Source organism: Pararoseomonas sp. SCSIO 73927 (genome assembly GCF_037040815.1).
GTDB lineage: Bacteria > Pseudomonadota > Alphaproteobacteria > Acetobacterales > Acetobacteraceae > Roseomonas.
In genome coordinates, this window is sequence record NZ_CP146232.1 from 63,288 (window position 1) to 84,252 (window position 20,965).

Sequence of the window (20,965 nt, forward strand, 5' to 3'; positions counted from 1 at the left end):
GTCCACACCCCCTGGAGCCAGGAACCGCGTTAGCCGATCGGGGCGGGTTCCAGAAGAGGCCCCGGAAGGAGCGAGATCAGGCCCTTCCGGCGGCGCCCTTCACCTCGGCCCGGTCGAAGCGGAAGGCGATGTTGCAGAACTCGCAGGTCATGGTGATCTGCCCGTGCTCCGCCATCTCGTCCAAGTCGCTCTCCGGAAAGCCCTGCAGCACCCCCGCCAGCCGCGCGCGGGAGCAGCGGCAGCCATAGGAAAGGGCGCGCGGGCGGTCCACCAGCAGCCCCTCCAGGTGGAACAGGCGGTGCAGGAGCTGCTCCGGCGCCAGCGCGTCGTCCAGCATCTCCGCCTCCTTCACCGTGGCGGCCAGGGTAGTGGCGGTGTGCCAGGCCTCGTCCGCCTCCGCGGTGTCCAGCCCGTCGATGCCGCCTTCCGCCGCCACGCGCTCCAGGATCAGGGCGGTGGCGCGCCACCCATCGGCCGTGCGGCGGCAGGCCAGGCGCACGAAGGCCTGGAGCTGCTCGGAGGTGCGGAAATAGGAATCCGTCATCTCCGCCAGCGTCTCGCCCTCGATCCCGACGATGCCCTGGTAGCGGTCCATCTCCGGGCCCTGGTCGCAGGTGAAGGCGAGATAGCCCTTCCCCAGCAGCGCCGCGGCCTCGCCCTTCGGCGCGCCCTCGGCCCGCGCGTAGCCGCGGATCTCCCCGGCATCCGTGCAGTCCGTCACCAGCATCGGCACCGGCCCGTCCCCCTTCGCCTGGAGCGAGAAGGAGCCGCGGAACTTCAGCGCCGCGGCGAGGCCAGCGGTCAGGGCCAGGGCCTCGCCGAGCAGGCGGGAGGCATCCTCCGGCAGCTCGTGGCGGGCGATGAGGGAATCGGCCAGGGTCCCCAGCCGCACGAGGCGCCCGCGCACCGGCCGCCCCTCCAGGTGGAAGGGCAGGATGGCGCGCGGCACCACCATGTCCGGCACGGGCGGGCGGTCATGGTTCAGGAAATCGGGGGTGTCGGAGGGGCGGGTAACGTTCTGCACCCGCCCTAGATAGGGTCCGCCCGCCCGGCATCACAGGGTGCGGAGGGCGCGGCGGGCGCATGGCCCGCCCGCACTCCGGGAGGCGCCGGGGCGGGCGGGATCAGTTTTCGCCCAAGGCCCAGAGCAGCACGCCCTTCTGCGCGTGCAGCCGGTTCTCCGCCTCGTCGAACACCACGCTCTGCGGGCCGTCCATCACCTCGTCGGTGATCTCCTCGCCGCGATGCGCGGGCAGGCAGTGCATCACCACAGCGTCCGGCGCCGCGTGGCGCAGCAGGGCGGCGTTCAGCTGGTAGGGCGCCAGCATGTTGTGCCGGTTCCGCATCTCCCGCTTCTCGTCGCTCATGGAGATCCAGGTGTCCGTCACCACGCAGCGGGCGCCGCGCACCGCCTCGGCCGGGTCGCTGAACAGCTCCACCGTCGCGCCCTGGGCACGCGCCCAGGCCAGCAGATCGGCCGGCGGGGCCAGCTGCGCGGGCGTGGCCAGGCGCAGGGTGAAGTTGAACCGCGCCGCCGCCTGGATGAAGGACTGGGCCACGTTGTTGCCGTCCCCCGTCCAGGCCACGACCTGCCCGGCGATCGGGCCGCGATGCTCCTCAAAGGTCATCACGTCCGCCATCAGCTGGCAGGGATGGGAGATGTCCGTCAGGCCGTTGATCACGGGCACGGTGGCGTACTCCGCCAGCTCCCGCATCTTCTCCACGTTGTCGGTGCGCAGCACGATCGCGTCCACGTAGCGGGACAGCACGCGGGCCGTGTCCGCCGGCGTCTCGCCGCGGCCGAGCTGGGTGTCCTTGCTCGTCAGCGTGGTGACGAAGCCGCCGAGCTGGCGGATGCCCACCTCGAAGGAGACGCGGGTGCGCGTGCTCGGCTTCTCGAAGATGAGGGCCACGGTCTTGCCCGCCAGCGGCTTCTCCGCCGCCTCGCCGCGCTTGGCGCGGTTGCCGAGGTCGAGCATCCGGCGCAGCGTCGCCGTGTCGAAATCCATCAGCTCCAGGAAGTGGCGGGGGGCCGGCCGGCCCCCCTCCCCCTTCTCGGAGAACGCCTTCAGCGCCGCGCTCACTTCGCCGCCGCCTTGGCGTTCCCCGGCGTCATGCGCAGGCAGGCACGGTCGAGGAGCCGCAGTGCCTCGTCCGCCTCTGCCTCGGTAATGATCAGCGGCGGCGCCACGCGCAACACGTTCATCCCCGCCGCCACCGTCAGCAGGCCCTCCGCCACCGCGGCGCCCTGCATCTCGGTGTTGGAGATGGATTCGTGCAGGCGCAGGCCCAGCAACAGCCCCGCGCCCTGCACGCCCATCACCACCGACGGATGGCGCGCCGCGAGGTCCTGCATGCCGCGCCAGAGGTGGCGCGCCACGCGGTCCACGCCGTCCAGGAAGCCGGGCGCCAGGATCACGTCCAGCACCGCGTTCCCCGCCGCGCAGGCCAGCGGATTGCCGCCATAGGTGCTGCCGTGGGTGCCGGGCTTCAGGTACTGCGCCACCTTCTCCCGCGCCAACGTGGCGCCGAGCGGGAAGCCGCCGCCGATACCCTTGGCGGAGGACATGACGTCCGGCTCGATCCCCGCCCACTGGTGGGCCCAGAGCTTGCCGGAACGGCCCATGCCGGTCTGCACCTCGTCCAGCGCCAGGAGCAGCCCGAACTCGTCGCAGACCTCGCGCAGGTCGCGCAGGAAGCGCAGCTCGGCCGGGCGAACGCCGCCCTCGCCCTGCACCGGCTCGATCAGGATCGCCCCGGTCTCCTTCGTGATCGCGTTGCGCACCGCGTTCATGTTGCCGAAGGGCACGTGGTCGAAGCCCTCCACCGGCGGGCCGAAGCCCTCCAGGTACTTCGCGTTCCCCGTGGCGGAGATCATGGCGAGCGTGCGGCCGTGGAAGGCGCCCTCGAAGCAGATCGTGCGGTACCGCTCGGGATGGCCCTCGGAGGCGTGGTACTTGCGCACCGCCTTCACCATCGCCTCGTTCGCCTCGGCGCCCGAATTGGAGAAGTACACGCTGTCCGCGAAGGGCGTCGCCTCCACCAGCCGCTGCGCCAGCCGCTCGGCCTGGGGCACGCGGTAGAGGTTGGAGGTGTGCATCACCCGCCCCGCCTGCTCCGCGATGGCCTGCACGAGGTGCGGGTGGCCGTGGCCGATGCTGGTGGTGGCGATGCCGGCGCCAAAATCCAGGAATCGTCGCCCCTGCTCGTCCCACAGCCAGGCGCCCTCGCCCCGCTCAAAGACGAGGTCGGCGCGGTTGTAGTTCGGCATCAGGGCGGGGATCACGCGGCGTGGCCCTCCGGTGGTCCCGCGGGCGTGGCGGGTGTCGCGGCGCCGGGCGGGAAGACGGTGAAAATGGAGGAAAGGGCGCGCCGGGTCAAAGGATCCGGCGCCCGCAGCCCTGCGGCCAGGGCAGGGAAGACACCCCGAAACGGCAGGTGGAGAAAACGGCAGGGGCGCCGCCCTTCGGCAACGCCCCTCCGCTGCTGAGCCGGGAAGCTCGGTTCAAGCGCTTCCCGGATCAGCAAACCGCCAGTTCAGCGGCCCCGATTCAGCGGCCCCGGTTCAGCGGCCCTGGGTGCTCAGCGTGTTGGGCGCGGAGCCCGGGCTGGCCGGGTTGGGGTTCGGCGAGGCCGGGGTCATGCTGCCGGTGGTGGAGCCCGCCGTGCTGGACCCCGTCGTGCCCGCGCTCGCCGGCGTGGCGCGGCGGGTGGAGCGGGCCTGGCTGCGGCGGCCGCTGCTGCGGGCCGCCGGGCGGCAGTCACTCGTGTCGGTCGTGCCGAGGCTGCGGGACACGGCGGTCCCGGGCGGGTTGCCGGGGGTGCAGTCCGGCGTGCCGTTCACGTTCAGCGGGTCGCCGACGCGGTCATTCGCGCGGGACACGGCGGTGCCGGAGGGGTTGCCGGGCGTGCCATCCGGACGGCCGGCGGTGTTCAGCGGGTCGCCGGCGCGGGCGTTGGCGCGGGAGGCCTCGGTGCCCGGCGGGTTGCCGGGCGCGCCGTCCGGGCGGTTCGCGGTGTTCAGCGGGTCGCTGCTGCAGGCGGCCAGGGCGCCGACCGAGAGGGCCAGGGCGGCGGCGCGGAGGGTTGTGGACAGCATCTTGTGCTCGCTCCATCGGATTTGTTCTGGCCCCGCATGGTGTGGGACCTGTCGGGGCAACGCCGGATTCCCGCGCGGGTTCCTTCGCCCGGCCACCCATCCGAACGAAATCCCGGCCGGGTCCGGGAACCGACCGGCATGGTGCACCCGCAAACAAAGTGGGGCCCGGGCGCGACGCGCCCGGGCCCCTTCGCGAAGCGTCGCCGGTCAGCCGCGGCGGGCGGAGTCGTAGGAGTAGGCGGGGAGCGAGGTCAGGCTCTCCTTCGTCGCACCCGCGATGGTCCAGCGGTTGTCCGCCGCGGACCAGCGGAGGTCCGTCATCGGTACCGCCACGAGCTTCGCGCCGATCCCGAGAAAGCCGCCCACCGAGATCACCGCCAGCGGCGAGGAGTTGCCGGTGGCCAGGATCACGTCGTCCACGGAACCGATCGCCTCGTTGCGCTCGTTGTAAACGTTGGAGCCGATGATCCGGCTCACCCGGTCCGTCTGGGCCATCGGCGCCGTCGCGGCCGGATTGGCCGCCGTGCCGGCCGCAACGCCGGCGGCGGCGCCGGCCGCGGGGCGGCCGGCCGTCCCCGCCGGCGCGCCCGAGGGGCCGGAGGGATTGTTCGGGGCGTTACCGGCGGCCTGGTTCTGCAGCGGCGCGCTGGTGGTCCCGGCGCGGGCCTGGCTGCCGTCCGGCATGGTGTTCACCGCGCCGGGCTGGCCGTTCTGCGCCCGCGGCGTGGCGGAGGTGCTGTTGCCCTGGGCGGTGGCGCCATCGACCGCACGGCCCGCGGCGGTGCCGGGCGGGTTGTTTGGCGTGCCGTCGCTGTTCTGCGGGTAGGCGCCGGACATGTTGGTGCCCAGGGCGCGGTCCGCGGCGCGGCCCAGCGCCGTGCCGGGCGGGTTGCCGGGCGTGCCGTCCGGGCGGTTCTGCGTGTTCGCCGGGTCGCCGGCGCGCTGGTTGGCGGAAGCGGCGCTCTCACCGGCGCGGTCCACGGCGCGGCCCAGCGCCGTGCCGGGCGGGTTGCCGGGCGTGCCGTCCGGGCGGTTCTGCGTGTTCGCCGGGTCGCCGGCGCGCTGGTTGGCGGAGGCGGCGCTCTCGCCGGCGCGGTCCACGGCGCGGCCCAGCGCCGTACCGGGCGGGTTGCCGGGGGTGCCGTCCGGCGGGGTGCGGTTGCCCGTCACCGAATCCGCCGCGCGCTGCGTGGCGGTGGAGGGCGGGTTGCCTGCCGTGCCGTCGCGCGGTGCGGGCTGGGCCTGGGTCTGGGCCAGGGCGGGCAGCGCCAGCAGCGCGGCGGCGGCCGTCATCCCCAGCAGGCCTGTCTTGTAGGAACGGGTCGTCATGCGGCGCCTCCTTCTGTTGGTGCTCGACTCGCCGGAGGAACGCCCGCCGGCGAGGGGCGGTTGCGGGCGGCCCCCTCGCCGTTCCCTGGCGCCGGTGCCACATCTCCCGCATGGCCGAGAGCACGTCCTCCACCGGGCCCTCCTCGCGCGGGCGACCCCGGCGGGAGAGGCGCCTTCCCGCCGCCGGCCCCGCCCCCGACGAGGCGCGGCTGCACGAGGCGGCGCTGAACCACCTCGCGCGCTTCGCCGCCACGGAGGCCGGGCTGACCCGCGTCCTGCAGCGCCGCGTGGCCCGCTGGGCGCAGCGGGCGGAGCGCGAGGGCATGGCGCCGGACCTCATCGCCCCCGTGGTCGCCCGGGGCCGCGTGGCGGCCGCTGCGGTCGCGAAGCGCATGGTCTCGGCGGGCGCCGTGGACGACGCCGCCTTCGCCGCCGCCCGCGCCCGCCGCCTCTCCCGCGCCGGCCGGTCCCGCCGGGCCATCGCCGCGCACCTGGCCGCGAAGGGCGTGGGCGGGGAGCTGGCCTCCGGCACGCTGGAGGAGGCCGCGACGGATGAGGTGGCCGCCGCGCTCGCCCATCTGCGCCGCCGCCGCCAGGGCCCCTTCGACCCCGCCCCGCCGGAAGGGGCGGAGGCGGCCCGCGCCGCGGGGATGAAGGCGCTCGCCGCCCTCGCCCGCGCCGGCTTCCCGCGGGAGGTGGCGTCGGCCGCGCTGGCCCTGGGGCGGGAGGAGGCGGAGGCCCGGATCATCGAGGCGCGGCGGGGCTGACCGTCCGGCCCAGAGGTCTGGACGGGGCGCCACGGCGGGCCTTCCCCGCCCCTGCTGCGCTGCCCGGCTCGCCGTTGGCCCCGCTCTCGGCGGCGCCAGGCGCCCTGCAAGGTCGAGAGCTCGCTCGCCCAGAGGCGCCGGCCGGGGGCGCCGGCCGGGGACGCCCCCGGCGACCGCTCGCGCGGCGGCCTCCGGTCCGCGTTTGACGGAGGGCGAGGCCGCGGCCAGCCTTGCCGGATGGCAGCCACGAAGCTCGGAAGGGCGGCATCCCTCTACCTGGCGGCCCTGATCGGCGCCTATGGCGGCACCCTCCTGCACACCCTGTGGTCCCTGCTGAGGCCGGGCACTCCGGCCGAGGCGCAGGACCTGCTGCTGCTGCCGCCGGTGGTCCTGGGCCTCGGCAGCCTGGCGCTGCCCTTCGTGCTCGTCGGCCTGCTGGTGTTCGGGCTTCCGCTGCTGCCGGCCCTCCGCCCGAACGCCCACCGCCCCTGGGTGGGCGTGGTGGCCGTTCTCTGGGGCGCTGCCGCGGGCAAGCTGCTCTTCGCCGCGGCCGAGGTCCTGATGATGTCCAGGGACTTCGATCCGCTGCGCCTGGGATCGCCGGACATGGGCCTCTGCTACGGCGCCTCCGCCGCCCTCGCGTGGTGGTGGCTGGAGCGCGACCGGGCCCGCCGCGCGGCGGGCTAGCCCGCCGGCCGCCGCCGGCGCAGTCCTTGGACGGGGCGCGCACGAGGGCGCGGGGCGGGCGGGGGCGGCACATGGCGTCCGCCCCCCTTCCCGCCTATACCCACCCCCATGCCGGTCATCTTCACCCGCGACGGGATGCGGCGCGGGGTGCTGCGGGGCATCCCCCTGCTCCTGGGAATCGTTCCGTTCGGGGTCGTGGTCGGCGTCATCGCGCTCCGCCACGGGCTGAGCCTCGCCGAGACGCTGCTGATGAGCGCGCTGGTCTTCGCCGGCGCCTCCCAGCTCCTCGCGCTGGAGCTCTGGACGGACCCGCCGGACATCCTCGCCGTCGCCCTCGCGGCGCTGGTGGTGAACATCCGCATGGTGCCGATCGGCGCCGCCCTCTCCTTCTGGCTGGACCACATCAAGGGCTGGCGCCTCTGGGGCTCGCTTTTCGTCACGGTGGACCACTCCTTCGCCCTCTCGGTGGCGGAGCAGCGCGCGGGCGGGCGGGATGCCGGCTTCCTCTTCGGCCTCGGCGTCTTCACCTGGTTCGGCTGGGTGGCGGCCACCGCCGCCGGGCATCTGCTCGGCGCGGCCGTGGCCCTCTCGGACGAGAACCCGATCTTCTTCGCGGCCCCGGCGAGCTTCGTCGCCATCCTCGCGGCCCTGTGGCGGAGCGCGCGGCAGGACGTGCCGCCCTGGCTGCTGGCGGCCGCGACCGCCCTTGCCGCCCAGGCCCTGCGGCTGCCCGCGCCCCTGCCCCTGCTGGCCGGCGCCTTCGCCGGGGCCGCCCTCGGCGCCTGGTGTGAGGGACGGGAAGCGCGCCCATGACCATGCACTCATGACCATGCGTTGGGACGTTACCCTCGCCATCCTCGCGATGGGGCTGGTCACCTATCTCTGCCGCGCCGGGGGCTACGCGGTGCTGCGCGCCGTCCGCACGCCGCCCCTGGTGGACGCGCTGCTGCGGAACCTGCCCGCGCCGCTCTTCGCGGCCTATGTCGCGCTCTCCCTCTCCCGCCAGGACCTGGCCGCGGCGCTGGCGAGCATTCCCTGCGCCGCGGCCCACCTGCGCTGGGGCAACTTCGGCCTGTCTATCGTCGTCGGCGTCGCCGCCGTGGCGCTGCTGCGCTGGGTGGGGGTCTAGGCCTCAGTCCAGCAGCGCGACGCCGGTGGAGGAGACGGCCATCCCGATCAGGATCCGCAGCATCGCCCGCAGCGGCTCGTCGCCGAAGAGTGGGGAGGGCGGCGCCACATTCGCGAAGATCACCGGCAATCCGCCGAGCAGCAGGCTGAAGCCGACCCACCACATCTCCACGCCCTCCCCGAAGCTGTCCCGGCTCCCCCGGTTCCGGCCCGGGGTTCGAGCCGGCGCCGCCAGGGACCCCACGGCCCGGGAAGGTCCGGCGGCGGCCGTCGCGCCCGCCGCCCGTGATCGCGTCCCGGACAGGTACGGAACACGATAAACAACTTCAGGTTGTGTTCTTCAAGTTTTTTCGCGCGCCCTAGTTCTAGGCTCAGAGCCCCGCGAAAAGGGCCGTCGAGAGGTAGCGCTCCGCGAAGCTGGCCGCGATGCCGACCACCAACCGCCCCTCCATCCCCGGCTCCCGCGCCACGGCCAGCGCCGCGTGCAGCACGGCGCCGGAGGAGATGCCGACCGGCAGCCCCTCCTCCCGCGCGCAGCGGCGGGCGGCCGCGATCGCCTCGCGCTCGGAGACGCGCATCACCGCGTCCATGCGCTCCAGCTCCAGCACCTTCGGGCGGAAGCCGGCGCCGATCCCCTGGATGTCGTGCGGCCCGGCCTCGTCGCCCGAGAGGACGGCGGATTCCGCCGGCTCCACCGCGATCACCCGCAGGCCAGGCCGGCGCGGCTTCAGCGCGCGGGCGATGCCCGTCAGCGTGCCGCCGGTGCCGACGCCGCCCACCACCGCGTCCACCTCCCCGCCCGTATCCGCCCAGATCTCCTCAGCCGTGGTGCGGGCGTGGATGTCGGGGTTGGCGGGGTTGTCGAACTGGCGGGGCATCCAGGCGCCGGGGGTGGCGGCCACGATCTCCTCCGCCCGCCCGATCGCGCCGGCCATGCCGCGCTTGGCCGGGGTCAGCACAAGCTCCGCCCCCAGCAGCGCCATCATCTTCCGCCGCTCCTCGCTGGCGCCGTCCGGCATCACCACGATCAACCGGTAACCCTTGGCCGCGGCCACGAAGGCCAGCGCGATGCCGGTATTGCCGGAGGTCGGCTCGACGAGGGTGGATTCGCCCGGCCGGATCAGCCCCGCCCGCTCCGCCTCCTCCACCATGGCCAGCCCGATCCGGTCCTTCACGGAGGCCAGGGGGTTGAAGAACTCCAGCTTCAGCGCCAGCCGGGCCGTGAGCCCCTCGGCCGCCTCGATGCGCGGCAGGCGCACCAGCGGGGTCGCGCCCACCGCCTCCAGCACGCTGCCGTAGAGGCGGCCGCGGGAGGCCGGCGAGGGTGTTCCTGTGGACATCCCGCGCGGCTTATCGCGGGGGCGGGATGACGTCCATCGCGTAACCACGCCGGGCGGTAGGATCATCCTCCGGATCTCCCGAAATTCGATCGTTCCATTTCATCGACACGCGCCCGCCACGCGTTGAATCATGGGCCATCGGCAACAGCAGCCCGAGGAGGCCCCGACGGTGCCCGCGATCCGGAACGGAGAGAGCTGTCGGCGCTGATCGCCGAGCCTCCCACTCCCCCTCCCCCTCTTCCCGGCCGCTGCCGGGCCCCGGAGACGGACCATGATCCGAATCGCGACCCCTTCCCGCACCGTCAGCGCCTTCCGCGTCCTGCTCGCGCGCCTCTTCCCCCGCACCCCGGCGCCGCCGCGCCAGTCCGACATCGAGCGCGCCCTGCTGCGCGCCCTGGGAGGGCTGTGACGGTGCTGGCCTCCAGACCCATCAGCGTGGAGGGCCGCTTCGTGGGTGTCGCCGTGGCGCGCGAGGCGGACTGGCTCTTCCTCGCCACCGACCCCGTGCTGGAGGAGCTGGAAGGCGCGGCCTTCCCGAGCGCGGCGGAGGCCGCGCGGGTGGCGCGGCTGGTCCTGCTGCGCGGGCAGGGCCGGCGAGTCGCGGCATGAAGCCGCGCCAGGGAGGCTGGGCTTGAGGTTGGGCTTGAGGCCGCGCTGGGCCGATCTGCCGCTGCGGGCCGCGCTCCTCCTCGGCAGCGCCCTGCTCCTGGCCCATCTGGTCGCGGGCTGAACCGCCGCCTGGAGCGGGAGGGAACCTCGGGGAGCGATCCCCGGGGTTCTGTATTTGCGCGGATGGGCGTGGACCCGGCCGGCAGCCGGCCAAAGGAACGGGCAAGAAAAAAACCCCGGGGATCGCTCCCCGGGGTCCTGTCGTCCGTTCCGGCCGCTCGCTCAGTCGTTGGACTGGCGCACGCCCATGAACTGCAGCAGCAGCTGGAAGAGGTTCACGAAGTTCAGGTACAGGCCCAGCGCGTCGAAGACGGAGCGCTTGGCCGCCTCGTCGGAACCCTCCGCGTAGGCGTACTCGATGTAGTCATTCTTGATCCGCTGCGTGTCGTAGGCGGTGAGGCCGGTGAAGATCACCACACCGAGCACGGAGATCGCGAACTGCAGGGCGGTGCTGCCGATGAAGGCATTCACCAGGCCGGCGATGACGATGCCGATGAGGCCCATCATCAGGAAGCCGCCCATCCGCGTCAGGTCGGCGTTCGTGGTGTAGCCGTAGAGGCTGACGGCCGCGAACATGCCGGCGGTGACGAGGAAGGTGCTGGCGATCGAGGTGCCCACGTACACGGCGAAGATGTTCGCCATGCTGGCGCCCATCGCCAGGCAGAAGGCCCAGAACAGCGCCTGCGTCGCGCCCTTGGAGAGGCGGTTGATGCCGAAGCTGAGGACCAGCACGAAGGCGAGCGGGGCGAAGATCGCCACGAAGCCCAGGATCGTCGGCTGGGTCGCCAGGCCGCGCGGGGTCCGCACGACGGTGAAGAACAGCTCGGCCAACTGGGTATTGGCGATCACGTAGGCGGTGATGGCCGTCAGCGCGAGGCCGGACGCCATCCAGTTGTACACGCGCAGCATGTAGGCGCGCAGACCGGCGTCCAGCGTCGCGGCGTCGGTGGCGGCGCGGCCCATCGGCTGCGTCCAGGCGGACTGGCCGCTCTGGAAACGGTTGTCGGGACCGAAGGCCATGTCTGTCAGAACTCCTTCGGGGAATGGCACCCGCCATCCCCGCACGCTGATATATGGACTTCCTGTAATCCAAATCAAGCGGGCAATCCGCCCGACAGGATTCCGTAAGGTTCGGGACGGCCCGGCTCAGCCCCCGCCGGCCGCGCCCGTCCCTTTCCGAAGCCAGTCCAAGGCGCCCGGGGAAGCCGCCCAGGCTCCGCGCGCCAACGCGGCGTACTCCGCCGCTTCCGCCTCGCCGCCAAGATCATCGAGCACGGGCAGCGGATCCGGCAGCGCCCGCCGGCCCGAGAGGAACTCCGCGGCATCGGGATTCGCGGCCATTGCCCCGGCCAGCAACCGACGGCTCCCCGCACTGTCGCCATCCCGGCGGAAGGCCAGCAGGGCTGCGGTCCAGGCGCGCGCCGCCATGGGATCGTCCGGGTACTCGTCCAGCACCGCGGCCGCCTCCGAGTCGCGCCCGGCTTCCACGAGCCAGGCGGCCAGGAGATGGCGCACGCCGAGATCGTCGTCCTCCGGCCCGAGCGCGAGCATCTCCCGCAGTTGCCCGATCGCCGCCTCCCGCTCCCCGCGCTCCCACAGGGCCAGGGCGAGGCCGTGCCGGGCGCGCATGTAGGGCCGCGTCTCGTCGATCGCCCAGAACTCGCCGCGGAAGGCCTCGAACATCGGGCCGATCGCCGCGCGCCCGGCCTCCACGGCCCGCCGCCAGCCCTCGAGCGCCGCCTCCGAACCGCGCGGCGCCTCCCCGGCGAAGATGATGTGGGCGTCGGCGCAGAAAGGGCTGACCGCCAGGGCCTGCTCCGCCAGCGCCCTCCGCTCGGCGCCCTCCGCGTCGCGCGCCCGGTCCGCCAGCAGCTCGGCCCGGCGCAGCGCGGCGCCGTCCACACCTGCCCCCTCCTCCGGTACCGTCATGCGTCCGCTCCCCGAGGTCCTTCGCCGCTACTCGTTCCGCAGCAGCGGCGCCGCCTTCGCCCGCAGGGCCAGCGCGGTGCCGGCGTAGCCCATGCCGAGCGTCAGCACGACGCAGAACAGGATCGTCGCCGCCAGCGTGCCGGGCAGGAAGACCCAGTCCGTCCGCATCACGAAGCGCGTCACCCCCCAGCTCGCCGCCGTGCCCGCGGCGGCGGCCACCAGCCCCGCCACCAGCCCCAGCAGGCCGAACTCCACCAGCCAGGCCCGCCGGATCTGGGACCGCGTGGCGCCGAGCGTCTTCAGCACCACCGCGTCCCGGATCCGCCGACGCTGCCCCGCCGCCACCGCGCCCGCCAGCACCAGCAGGCCGGAGAGGAGGGTGAGCCCGGCGGTGGAGGTGAGCGCCGATCCCAGCCGCGTCAGCAGCGCCGCCAGCGCGTCCAGCGCGTCCCGCACGCGGATGCCCGTCACGTTGGGGAAGGCGTCCGTCACTACCCGCAGCAGCTGGGCGTCCCGCGCCTCCTCGCCCCGCACGGTCGCGATATGCGTGTGCGGCGCCGCCTCCAGCAGCCCGGGGGAGGCGATCATGGTGAAGTTCAGCCCCAGCCCCCGCCACTGGATGTCGCGGGTGGAGGTGACGCGCAGCGGGATGTCCCGCCCCAGCACGTTCACCACGATGGTCGAGCCCGGCCCCGCGCCCCAGCCGCGCGCCAGGTTGTCGTCCAGCGAGACCAGCGGCTCACCCCGGTAGTCCGGCGCCCACCACTGCCCCTGCACGATCCGAGTGCCATCCGGAGGCGCGGCGGAATAGGTCAGGCCGCGGTCGCCGCGCAGCGCCCAGCGCGTTTCCTCGGTGGCCTGCACCCCCTCCGCCGGCACGCCGTTCACGGAGACGATCCGGGCGCGCAGCGATGGCACGCGCCGCACCTCCGTCACGCCCGGCACGCCGCGCGCCACCTCGTCGAAGCGGGCCGCCTGATCGGACTGGATGTCGATGAAGTAGAAGGAGGGCGCGGCCTCCGGCAGGCTCTCCGTGATCTGGGCGCGCAGGTTGCCCTGGATCAGCGCGATCGCCGCCAGCGTCGTCAGCCCTATGCCGAGGGAGACGAGCATGAGGGAGGTCGGCGCCCCCGGCCGGTGCAGGTTCGCCAGCCCGAGCCGCAGGGAGGGCCGCCGATAGGCCGGGATGCGCCGCGCCACCGCCTGCAGCCCGGCAGCGGCCACCCGGAACAGCGCCAGCGTGCCCAGCGCCGCCCCGCAGAAGGAGAGGGCGAAGAGCGGCCGCTCCGCCGTGAAGACCACCAGCGCCACCAGCACGGCCACCGCCGCCGCGTTCGCCAGGATCAGCCCCGGGCGCGGCCGGGCGGCGCCGGGCTGCACGCTGTCCCGGAACAGGGCGGCGCCGGGGATGTCCCGCGCCCGCCCCAGCGGCCACAGCGCGAAGGCCAGCGCCGTCAGCACGCCGTAGGCCGCCGCCAGCAGCAGCGGCAGGGGGTAGAAGCCGAGTCTCGGCGGCACCGGCAGCGCATCGGCCAGGAGCGAGGCGCCGGCCAGCGTCAGCCCGTAACCCGCCGCGAGCCCGATCGCGATGCCCAGCCCCGCCAGCGCCATCACCTGGATGAGGTAGGTGGCGAAGATCGCCCCCGCCGGCGCGCCGAGGCAGCGCAGCGTCGCGATGGTCCGCCCCCGCTGCTCCAGCCAGGAGCGCACGCCGGTCGCCACCCCGATCCCGCCCACCAGCAGCGCCGTCAGCCCCGCCAGGGTGAAGAAGGAGGCGGCCTGGTCCAGGAAGCGGTTCACCCCGGGCTGCCCCTGGGAGGCATCGCGCACCCGCCAGCCGCCATCGGCGAAGGGCGCGGCCCGCAGCGCGTCGGACACCGCCCGGGCATTCGCCCCGGGCGGCAGGGCGGCGCGGATCTCATAGGTGACGAGGCTTCCGGGCTGGATCAGCCGCGTCGCCTCCAGCGCGGAGAGCGGGATGATCGCGCGCGGTCCCAGCACCGCCGGCCCCGCCACCTTGTCCGGCTCGGACACCACGGCGCCGCGATAGGCGAAGCGCTCCTCCCCGATTCGCACCTCGTCGCCCGGGCGGAGGTTCAGGCGCTCCGCCACCAGCGGGTCCATCGCGACCGGCGGGCGGCCCCCGGCGCCGGCGCCCAGCGGCCCGGGCGGATCCAGCTGCAGCTCGCCGAGGAGCGGGTAGGCCTGGTCGGTCGCCTTCAGTTCTACCAGCGTCCGCTCGCCCCCCGGCGCCACGGCCATGGCGCGCATGGAGACCTGATCGGCCACCCGCGCCCCGCGCGCCTCCAGCCAGGCCCGCGCCTCCGGCGGGAAGGGCCGGGAATTGGCCGCGGCCAGGTCACCGCCCAGCAGCCGCGCGCCATCGGCCGAGAGGCCAGCGTCGATCGCCGCCCGCAGGGTTCCCACCGCCGCGATGGCGGCCACGCCCAGCGCCAGGCAGGCCAGCACGATCCGCAGGCCGCGCACGCCCCCGCGCAGCTCCCGCCGCGCGAGGCGCCAGCCCATGGAAAGGTCGCTCATCGCAGGAGGCCGCTATCGGAGACGATCTTGCCGTCCTCCACCCGCACCTGCCGCTCGCAGCGCGCGGCCAGGGCCGGGTCGTGGGTGATGAGGACGAGCGTCGTCCGGAACCGCTCCCGCAGCCCGAAGAGGAGGTCCATCACCTTCTCCCCCGTCGCCCGGTCCAGGTTGCCCGTGGGCTCGTCCGCCAGCATCAGCGCCGGCTCCGCCACGAAGGCGCGGGCCAGCGCCACCCGCTGCTGCTCCCCGCCCGAGAGCTGGCCGGGATAGTGGGAGAGGCGGTGGCCGAGCCCCACGGATTTCAGCGCCTCCGCCGCCCGCTCAAAGGCGTCCTCCCGCCCGGCGAACTCCAGGGGGATCGCCACGTTCTCCAGGGCGGACATGGTGGGGATGAGGTGGAAGGCCTGGAAGACGATGCCCAGACGGTCCCGCCGGAAGCGGGCCAGCGCGTCCTCGTCCATCGCCGCCAGTTCCTGCCCCGCCACCCGGAGGGTGCCGCCCGTCGGCCGCTCCAGCCCTGCCAGCAGCATGAGGAGCGAGGTCTTGCCCGAGCCCGAGGGCCCGACGATGCCCACCGCCTCTCCCGCCCCGACCGAGAGGTCCACGCCCCGGAGGATGTTGACCTCACCCCCGGCCCCCACCACCCTGAAGGCGAGTGAGCGCGCGTCGATCAGGGGCGCGCCCATCTCGGGGGAATCGGCCGTCGCATCCGCGGCGGCCGGGATCTGGGTCAGGGAATCCGGCATGAGGGCGAGATTGGGGCGCCGGGGCTTCCTGAGTAGGGGCGCTGGAGTTTCCGTTCTGTGTCTGGCGGGTTTCCCCGCCCTGGTCGGCTCGGCGGAGGCCCAGGCGCGCCCGCTGAAGCTGCTGATGCTCGGCGATAGCATCACCGCCGCCTACGGGCTGGTGAAGCCGGACGGCCTGCCCGCGAAGCTGGAGGCCGCACTGAAGGCCCGCGGCCGGGACGTGACGGTGATCGATGCCGGCGTCTCCGGCGACACCACCGCCGGCGGCCGCTCCCGCGTGGAATGGTCCCTCGCCGACCGGCCGGACGCGGTGATCGTGGCGCTGGGCGGCAATGACGGGCTGCGCGGGATCGAGCCGCGCAACAGCGAGGCCAACCTGCGCGCCATCCTGGAGGCGCTGAAGGCCCGCAACGTTCCCACCCTGCTCGCGGGCATGCTGGCCCCGCCCAACCTCGGCGCCGATTACGGCCGGGAGTTCGCGGCGGTGTTCCAGACCCTGCACCGCGACTTCCCGGACGCCGTTTTCTACCCCTTCCTGCTGGATGGCGTAGCCGGGGAGGCCGCGCTGAACCAGCCCGACCGAATCCACCCCAACCCGCAGGGCGTCGAGGAGATGGTGCGCCGCATGACCCCCGCCGTCGAGGAACTGCTCAGCAAGGCGAGGCCCGCTTAAGCCCCCATGGTCCGGCTCTTCGTCGCACTCGCCCTGCCGGAGGAGCTGCGCACGCAGCTCTCCATGCTCACGGGCGGGATCCAGGGCGCCCGCTGGGTGCCGCCCGAGAACTACCACCTGACGCTGCGCTTCATCGGCGAGGTGGAGGGCTGGCGCGCCGACGAGGTGGACGAGGCCCTCTCCGCGATCCGCTGCAAGCCCTTCGAGCTCTCGCTGCGCGGCGTCGGCACCTTCGAGAAGGCGGGAAGGATCGAGACCCTCTGGATCGGCGTGGAGAAGACCGAGGGGCTGACCCACCTGCAGTCGAAGATCGAGACGGCGCTGCAGCGCATGGGGCTGGACCCGGAGCGCCGGCGCTTCGCGCCCCACGTCACCCTGGCGAAGACGGGAAAGGCGCCCTCCCACAAGCTCGTGGAGTGGGTGCAGTCCCACAACCTGTTCCGTGCCCCGCCGGTGCCGATGGAGCATTTCACCCTCTTCTCCTCACGCCTGGGAAAGGAGAGCCCGGTCTATATCCCGGAGGTGGAGTACGAGCTTGCCTGACCGCGGCGATCGCAGGAGGGCGCAGCCCGGAGGCGTGCATTCCCGCGCCGCCACGCCCCCCTCCATCGTGGTCCTGACCGGCGCGGGCATTTCCCGGGAATCCGGCCTGCACACCTTCCGCGACCCGGACGGCATCTGGGCCCGCCACCGGATCGAGGACGTGGCGACGCCCGAGGCCTTCGCCCGCGACCCCGCCCTGGTGCAGGGCTTCTACAACGCCCGCCGCGCCCAGCTCCGCGAGGCCGGCGTGCAGCCCAACGCCGCCCACGCCGCCCTGGCGGAGCTGGATGCGCGCTGGCCCGGAGAGTTCCTCCTCGTCACCCAGAACGTGGACGACCTGCACGGCCGCGCGGGATCGCGCCGCCTGATCCCCATGCATGGCGAGCTGATGAAGGGCCGCTGCCTGCGCTGCGGCGCCGTCTCGCCCGCGCCCGGCGACCTCTCGGCCGAAACCCCCTGCCCCGCCTGCGGCCAGCCTGGCGGGATGCGCCCGCACGTCGTCTGGTTCGGCGAGATGCCGCTGGAGATGGAGCGAATCGGGGAGGCGCTGGAGCGCTGCGACCTCTTCGTCTCCATCGGCACCTCCGGCGCCGTCTACCCGGCGGCGGGCTTCGTGCGGGAGGTGCGGGACCGCGCCGACACGCTGGAGCTGAACCTGGAGCCGAGCGAGGGCAGCCACCTTTTCAACGAGGCGCGCCACGGCCCCGCCACGGCGCTCGTCCCCGCCTTCGTGGCGGAACTCCTGGCGAAGTGGACCTGACCACGGCGAAAGCGGGATCGGGCGCCCTCCCCCTTCCCCGCCCGGCCGGCGCCCGCGACCCGGGCATCCCGCCCGACGCCACCATGGCGGAGGCCGCTTCCGCCGCCCGCGCCTGCACGGTCTGCGCCCCGCACCTGCCGCTCGGGCCGCGGCCCATCCACCAGCTCCACGCGCGGGCCCGAATCCTCGTCACCAGCCAGGCGCCGGGGACGAAGGCGCACCTTTCCGGCATCCCCTTCGAGGACGCCTCCGGCGAGCGGCTGCGGGACTGGCTGGGGATGGGGCGGGACCTGTTCTACGACCCGGAGGTGCTGGCCATCCTGCCCATGGGCATGTGCTACCCCGGCCGCCTGCCGCGCGGCGGGGATGCGCCGCCCCGGCCGGAATGCGCGCCCCTGTGGCACCCGCGGGTGCTGCCGCGCTTCACGGGGCTCCGCCTGCGCCTCCTCGTCGGCAACCACGCCGTGCGCCACGTGTTGGGCCCGGGCATGCCGCTGGCCGAGCGCGTGGCGCGCTACGCGGAGGCTCTCCCATCGCACTTCCCCCTGCCCCACCCCTCGTGGCGCACCCTCGTCTGGGCGAAAAAACATCCATGGTTCGACACCCAGGTCATTCCCGCCCTGCGCCGCGAGGTGGCGCGGGCGCTCTCGGACTGACCGCCGCCCTCCTGCTCGCCCCCGCCGCCCTCAACCCCGTCGCCGGGGCCGCCCCGCTGGACCGGGCGATGGCCTTCGACTTCCTCGTGCAGTCCGCCTGCCTCGACCCCGGGGGACAGCCCATCGCCGGCCGCCTGCCCTTCGAGCCGGGCTGCGAGCGCCGCCGCCCCCTGCGCGCCGACGAGAACCTGCCCTGGCGCAAGACGGACTGGCCCGGCCTGGCCCATATCTCCCGGCAACCGGAGGGTTACATGGCCTCCGACGCCCTGCTCGGGACCCTCGAGGGCCGGGAGGCGGCGATCCAGACCTTCGACTTCGGCGGCGGGGAGGCCGCCTTCGGCCGCTTCGACCCCGCCTCCGACGGCGGGCAGGTGGCCGTGCTGGCCGGTGGCCGGGCGGAGCTGGCCGTCACCCAGGATGGCGGCCACCCCGGGCAGCTGCAGTGGTTCCTCTCGCCGGATTGCCGCCCCGGCGCCCCGGCCGCCGCCGGCTGGCTCATCTTCGGCGCGCAGGTGCCGACGGGATCCTGGGGCGAGGCCGTCGTGCGCCTCCGCATCGCCCCTGCCGCCGATGCCTGCCCCGCCGGCTTCGACAGTTCGCTCACCCGCTGGCGGCGGGAGACGATCCCCCTGCCCGTCCGCTTCCACGACGACCCGCGCCGGCGCGAGGTGCGGATCGAGGTGATCGTCTCCGAGCATTTCGGCGGCCCGACGATCCCCGAGGGCAACCACCTCGAGCGCTTCTGGTACGCGCGCGGCCTCGGCATGGTCAGATGGGAGAGGTGGGAGGATCCGGCGCGGAGTCCCCGCGTGAAGGAGCGGGCGGAATGGTTCGCCGGCACCGGGCGGTGCCTGCCGGTCGCCTTCTCCGAACGCCCCGCCCCGGACTGGGAGATGGTGGACTGCCGGACCTGGACCAACTTCCGCCGCCCGCGCGGGGGCGAGGTGCTGCGGAGCACGGGATGGCCAGGGCGGCACGAGCCCCCTCGGGCCGCCAACCCCGCGTAACCGTGAACGATAGGTCCATCTCATTCCGTTGTCGGCCGGCGCACGGCCGGCGTAGAGCATCGGCATCGCTGGCCGTGATCCTGGCTGACGGCGACTGACGGCTGCAGTGCCCTCGCCAAACTTCTGCGATCCGGCCATGACCCGCTACTTCTTCCACGTCCGCGACGGCCAAGCCCTGCCCGACAGGATCGGCACCGTGTTGCCGAGCCTCGTCGCCGCGAAGCAGCACGCCGTGCACCTGACCGGCCAACTGCTGAAGGACGATACGGGCGCTTTCTGGAACGGAGAGGAGTGGCACATGGAGGTCGTGGACGAGGCCGGCCTCGTCCTCTTCACCCTCGACTTCATTGCCACCGAGGCGCCGGTCATGCGGGTCGAGCGGCGGGTGGGCGAGGAGCGGAAAGAGTAGGCGGGGGGAACGGATCAGCCGGCCGAGAGGTCCGCCATGATCGCCGGGATCTCCGCCAGCAGCTCCCGCGCCAGGAAGCCGAGGGTGCCCATGCGCCGCGCCAGCCGGTGCCCGGCCTCGGCGTGCAGCCACACCGCCCAGGCCGTCGCCCGCACCGGGTCCGCGCCCCGCGCCAGCAGCCCGGTCAGGATGCCCCCCAGCGTGTCGCCGGACCCGGAGGTGGCCAGCCCGACATGGCCGTGGGTGCAGAGCAGCGCCTCCCCGTCCGGTGCCACCACCCAGGTCCGCGCCCCCTTCATCGCCACGACGACGCCGAGCATCTCCGCCGCGCGGCGCCCGGCGGCCAGCGGGTCCGCGGAGACGGCGTCGCGCTCCATCCCCAGCAGCCGCGCCATCTCCCCGGCATGGGGGGTGATCACGCAGCGGCCGTGATGGCGGCGCAGGATGTCCGGCCGCGCGGCGAGGTCGCCCAGCGCGCCAGCATCGATCACGACGCCCGGGCCCGGCTCCATGTGCCGCAGCAGCGCTTCCAGCAGGTCCGCCGCCCCGTCCTCCGGCATGCCCGGCCCGACGAGAAGGGCCGCGCAGCGGGACAGGCGGGAGAGCAGGGCACGCTCCGCGCCAGGGGCGATCAGCCCCTCCTCCGTCTCGTCCAGGGCGATCACCAGCGCCTCCGGCACCGCGATCGCGAGATGCGGCGCGACGGAGCGCACGCTGGCCAGGCGCAGCTTGCCCGCACCGGCGCGCAGCGCGCCCTCGCCGGCCAGCAGCACGGCGCCGGGCACCTCGGCGCAGCCGCCCACCACCTGCACGGTGCCGCGCGCGGTCTTGTCCTCGTCCTCCGCCGGGATCGGCAGGGGGTGGGCGCGCAGCCAGGCCGCGTCGATCAAGGCGCCACCGCCTTCGCGTCCGGCTCCGCCGTCACCGGCGTGCCCTCGCGCTCCAGCGGGGCGACGAAGTTGTAGCGCCGCAGCTTCAGCGCGCCGTTGGGGCCGGAGGAGGGGTCGAATCGGTACTCGGTGATGCCGCAGTTCGGCACGTCGCCCTCCCGGTCGATCGCGAGGATCCTTTCCTCCGTCATGTTCTCCAGCAGGTAGCGTAGGCAGAGCACCACCACCTGGTGCCCGACGATCGCCACGCGGCGCCCGGCATGGTGCAGGCTGACCGTGTCCAGCGCCGAGCGCAGCCGCAGGATCACGTCGCACCAGGATTCGCCGCCCGGCGGCCGGTGGTAGAACTTGCCGAGGATGCGGCGGAACTCCGCCTGATCCGGCATCTCCTGGCGGATGCCGTGGGTGGTCAGCCCGTCCAGCACGCCGAACTCCTTCTCGCGCAGGCGCTCGTCGATCACGAAGTCGTCCGGCCCCACGGGCAGCCCGCCCGCCTCATGGATCAGGGCCGCGGTCTGTCGGGCGCGGCGATAGGGGGAACAGAGCACCACCTCCGGCCGGGCCTCCTCCGGCATGGTGGCGAACCAGCGGCCGAGGGAGAGGGACTGCTCCTGCCCCAGCGCGCTCAGCGGCACGTCCACGTCCCGCCCCTCCAGGGCGATCCGCGCGGCGTTGCTGCGATGCGCCTCGTCCCGCGCGACATTCCCCGCGCTCTCGCCGTGGCGGATGATCCAGAGGGTGTCGGGCCAGCGCTGGGCCTGGGGCATGGGGCAGGGCTCCTTCCCAGCCCCA

General features: G+C 74.1%; 25 protein-coding genes. 12 read left to right on the forward strand and 13 right to left on the reverse strand.

The genetic code is table 11. The features are described from left to right. Window positions 1-76: 76 nt before the first annotated feature. The 5 genes from VQH23_RS00360 to VQH23_RS00380 form a co-directional block, all read right to left on the reverse strand. Window positions 77-1,024 carry an Hsp33 family molecular chaperone HslO gene (locus VQH23_RS00360; protein ID WP_338663626.1) on the reverse strand — a complete coding sequence of 316 codons (948 nt, stop codon included), beginning with the start codon at window positions 1,022-1,024 and terminating at the stop codon, window positions 77-79. A 100-nt stretch (window positions 1,025-1,124) separates the two neighbouring features. After that, a complete protein-coding gene (gene argF / locus VQH23_RS00365; RefSeq protein ID WP_338663627.1) occupies window positions 1,125-2,084 on the reverse strand; it encodes an ornithine carbamoyltransferase in 960 nt (319 codons plus the stop codon). After that, a complete protein-coding gene (locus VQH23_RS00370; RefSeq protein ID WP_338663628.1) occupies window positions 2,081-3,286 on the reverse strand; it encodes an aspartate aminotransferase family protein in 1,206 nt (401 codons plus the stop codon). The genes argF and VQH23_RS00370 overlap by 4 nt, the downstream gene beginning before the upstream one ends. Window positions 3,287-3,565: 279 nt before the next feature. Further along, a complete protein-coding gene (locus tag VQH23_RS00375; RefSeq protein ID WP_338663629.1) occupies window positions 3,566-4,099 on the reverse strand; it encodes a hypothetical protein in 534 nt (177 codons plus the stop codon). 207 nt (window positions 4,100-4,306) lie between these two features. Beyond that, window positions 4,307-5,428 carry a PRC-barrel domain-containing protein gene (locus VQH23_RS00380; protein WP_338663630.1) on the reverse strand — a complete coding sequence of 374 codons (1,122 nt, stop codon included), beginning with the start codon at window positions 5,426-5,428 and terminating at the stop codon, window positions 4,307-4,309. A gap of 110 nt (window positions 5,429-5,538) precedes the next feature. Here VQH23_RS00380 and VQH23_RS00385 point away from each other — a divergent pair, with 110 nt between their 5' ends. From VQH23_RS00385 to VQH23_RS00400, 4 genes are all read left to right on the forward strand, one after another. After that, window positions 5,539-6,195 carry a RecX family transcriptional regulator gene (locus VQH23_RS00385; RefSeq protein ID WP_338663632.1) on the forward strand — a complete coding sequence of 219 codons (657 nt, stop codon included), beginning with the start codon at window positions 5,539-5,541 and terminating at the stop codon, window positions 6,193-6,195. 237 nt (window positions 6,196-6,432) lie between these two features. Further along, window positions 6,433-6,882 carry a hypothetical protein gene (locus tag VQH23_RS00390; protein ID WP_338663633.1) on the forward strand — a complete coding sequence of 150 codons (450 nt, stop codon included), beginning with the start codon at window positions 6,433-6,435 and terminating at the stop codon, window positions 6,880-6,882. A gap of 108 nt (window positions 6,883-6,990) precedes the next feature. Further along, complete coding sequence (locus VQH23_RS00395) at window positions 6,991-7,695, forward strand: AzlC family ABC transporter permease (protein WP_338663634.1); 705 nt, start codon at window positions 6,991-6,993, stop codon at window positions 7,693-7,695. A 10-nt stretch (window positions 7,696-7,705) separates the two neighbouring features. Next, a complete protein-coding gene (locus tag VQH23_RS00400; protein ID WP_338663635.1) occupies window positions 7,706-8,011 on the forward strand; it encodes an AzlD domain-containing protein in 306 nt (101 codons plus the stop codon). Between the two features lie 3 nt (window positions 8,012-8,014). On the opposite strand, the gene VQH23_RS00405 is transcribed toward VQH23_RS00400, so the two are convergent. Then, window positions 8,015-8,176, reverse strand: coding sequence for a hypothetical protein (locus VQH23_RS00405; RefSeq protein WP_338663636.1), 162 nt, complete (start codon window positions 8,174-8,176; stop codon window positions 8,015-8,017). Between the two features lie 205 nt (window positions 8,177-8,381). Then, a complete protein-coding gene (gene cysK / locus VQH23_RS00410; RefSeq protein ID WP_338663637.1) occupies window positions 8,382-9,350 on the reverse strand; it encodes a cysteine synthase A in 969 nt (322 codons plus the stop codon). A gap of 271 nt (window positions 9,351-9,621) precedes the next feature. Between cysK and VQH23_RS00415 the strand changes: the two genes are divergently transcribed. Next, window positions 9,622-9,759, forward strand: a complete 138-nt coding sequence (locus VQH23_RS00415; RefSeq protein WP_338663638.1) for a hypothetical protein — start codon at window positions 9,622-9,624, stop codon at window positions 9,757-9,759. A gap of 2 nt (window positions 9,760-9,761) precedes the next feature. Then, the gene (locus tag VQH23_RS00420) at window positions 9,762-9,959 is read left to right on the forward strand and encodes a hypothetical protein (RefSeq protein ID WP_338663639.1); all 198 of its coding nucleotides are present in this window, start codon (window positions 9,762-9,764) and stop codon (window positions 9,957-9,959) included. A gap of 282 nt (window positions 9,960-10,241) precedes the next feature. On the opposite strand, the gene VQH23_RS00425 is transcribed toward VQH23_RS00420, so the two are convergent. The 4 genes from VQH23_RS00425 to VQH23_RS00440 all read right to left on the reverse strand — a co-directional run bounded on the left by VQH23_RS00425 (window position 10,242) and on the right by VQH23_RS00440 (window position 15,175). Further along, on the reverse strand, window positions 10,242-11,039 hold the full coding sequence (locus tag VQH23_RS00425) for a Bax inhibitor-1/YccA family protein (protein WP_338663640.1): 798 nt from the start codon (window positions 11,037-11,039) through the stop codon (window positions 10,242-10,244). A gap of 126 nt (window positions 11,040-11,165) precedes the next feature. Further along, on the reverse strand, window positions 11,166-11,948 hold the full coding sequence (locus tag VQH23_RS00430; RefSeq protein ID WP_338663641.1) for a hypothetical protein: 783 nt from the start codon (window positions 11,946-11,948) through the stop codon (window positions 11,166-11,168). Between the two features lie 27 nt (window positions 11,949-11,975). After that, complete coding sequence (locus tag VQH23_RS00435; RefSeq protein WP_338663642.1) at window positions 11,976-14,489, reverse strand: FtsX-like permease family protein; 2,514 nt, start codon at window positions 14,487-14,489, stop codon at window positions 11,976-11,978. Beyond that, complete coding sequence (locus VQH23_RS00440; protein ID WP_338666164.1) at window positions 14,486-15,175, reverse strand: ABC transporter ATP-binding protein; 690 nt, start codon at window positions 15,173-15,175, stop codon at window positions 14,486-14,488. The genes VQH23_RS00435 and VQH23_RS00440 overlap by 4 nt, the downstream gene beginning before the upstream one ends. 58 nt (window positions 15,176-15,233) lie before the next feature. Here VQH23_RS00440 and VQH23_RS00445 point away from each other — a divergent pair, with 58 nt between their 5' ends. The 6 genes from VQH23_RS00445 (at window position 15,234) to VQH23_RS00470 (ending at window position 19,283) form a co-directional block, all read left to right on the forward strand. Next, complete coding sequence (locus VQH23_RS00445) at window positions 15,234-15,908, forward strand: arylesterase (protein ID WP_338663643.1); 675 nt, start codon at window positions 15,234-15,236, stop codon at window positions 15,906-15,908. A gap of 6 nt (window positions 15,909-15,914) precedes the next feature. Then, window positions 15,915-16,451, forward strand: coding sequence for an RNA 2',3'-cyclic phosphodiesterase (gene thpR, locus VQH23_RS00450; RefSeq protein WP_338663644.1), 537 nt, complete (start codon window positions 15,915-15,917; stop codon window positions 16,449-16,451). A gap of 34 nt (window positions 16,452-16,485) precedes the next feature. Then, a complete protein-coding gene (cobB, locus tag VQH23_RS00455; protein WP_338663645.1) occupies window positions 16,486-17,211 on the forward strand; it encodes a Sir2 family NAD+-dependent deacetylase in 726 nt (241 codons plus the stop codon). 83 nt (window positions 17,212-17,294) lie between these two features. Then, complete coding sequence (locus VQH23_RS00460; RefSeq protein ID WP_338666165.1) at window positions 17,295-17,867, forward strand: uracil-DNA glycosylase family protein; 573 nt, start codon at window positions 17,295-17,297, stop codon at window positions 17,865-17,867. Then, entirely contained in the window at window positions 17,804-18,874 is a 1,071-nt protein-coding gene (locus VQH23_RS00465; protein WP_338663646.1) for a hypothetical protein, read from the forward strand. Before VQH23_RS00460 ends, VQH23_RS00465 begins: the two co-directional genes overlap by 64 nt. A 136-nt stretch (window positions 18,875-19,010) precedes the next feature. Further along, entirely contained in the window at window positions 19,011-19,283 is a 273-nt protein-coding gene (locus VQH23_RS00470; RefSeq protein WP_338663647.1) for a DUF6894 family protein, read from the forward strand. Between the two features lie 14 nt (window positions 19,284-19,297). On the opposite strand, the gene VQH23_RS00475 is transcribed toward VQH23_RS00470, so the two are convergent. Both VQH23_RS00475 and VQH23_RS00480 read right to left on the reverse strand, forming a co-directional pair. Next, window positions 19,298-20,173, reverse strand: coding sequence for an NAD(P)H-hydrate dehydratase (locus VQH23_RS00475; RefSeq protein ID WP_338663648.1), 876 nt, complete (start codon window positions 20,171-20,173; stop codon window positions 19,298-19,300). Then, window positions 20,170-20,940, reverse strand: a complete 771-nt coding sequence (locus VQH23_RS00480) for a histidine phosphatase family protein (protein ID WP_338663649.1) — start codon at window positions 20,938-20,940, stop codon at window positions 20,170-20,172. The genes VQH23_RS00475 and VQH23_RS00480 overlap by 4 nt, the downstream gene beginning before the upstream one ends. Between the last annotated feature and the right edge of the window lie 25 nt (window positions 20,941-20,965).